The sequence below is a fragment of the Moraxella sp. genome, from assembly GCF_024227015.1.
Classification (GTDB): Bacteria; Pseudomonadota; Gammaproteobacteria; order Pseudomonadales; family Moraxellaceae; genus Moraxella.
Map to the genome: position 1 here is coordinate 1 of NZ_JAAELD010000297.1, position 581 is coordinate 581.

General features: G+C 45.4%; 1 protein-coding gene. It reads right to left on the bottom strand.

The genetic code is table 11. From position 1 onward, the window contains the following. Positions 1-5: 5 nt before the first annotated feature. The gene (locus GY683_RS06895) at positions 6-398 is read right to left on the bottom strand and encodes a hypothetical protein (RefSeq protein WP_297288035.1); all 393 of its coding nucleotides are present in this window, start codon (positions 396-398) and stop codon (positions 6-8) included. Between the last annotated feature and the right edge of the window lie 183 nt (positions 399-581).

Genomic DNA, 581 nt, shown 5'->3' on the forward strand with positions numbered 1-581 from the left:
CCGATCTAGATAAAATCTGCCCGAATATGCACACCGCGCATTAAGGCATAGCCTGATGCGGCCATAAATATCACCCCTCCAAGCATGCGACTGACGTCATAGACCCAAACGGTGGGTCCCAAGTTTACCGCACGAGCCAAGTCGCCCAAATCATAAGAAACCAGTAAAGCAAACATGCCTCGGGAAAATACTTCGATCACCATCACAGCCACTAGAGGGATAATGGCCAAGCATATGATGCGCCCCATCCATAGATTTAGCACATCAATAAAAGCGGTTATAGGACGCTGCCATGGCGTCATGTCCTCTGGTGTTTCACCAGGTTTTTCGGCGCGCCGCTCTGCGATTAATTCATCGGTAATGTCAAGCTCGCCGATGTCTGTTGCCTGTGTCGCCATGGTGGTCTCCTCTTATTATTACGCCTTTTCTTCAGTTTAACTGATTTAAAGGCACTGTAAGTCTTCGTTACAAATTTAAAAATCTATCATAGGTTGCTGTATCAAAAGTGCCAGAAAACTACGATAAATCTCTATTGACCTTATCGGTTGACAAGTTTAATAATCCCGCTACGAAAAATCGAC

What these genes read in the sequence shown, in the direction of transcription:
- GY683_RS06895 (WP_297288035.1), bottom strand. Translation starts at nt 398, where the DNA reads ATGGCGACACAGGCAACAGACATCGGCGAGCTTGACATTACCGATGAA.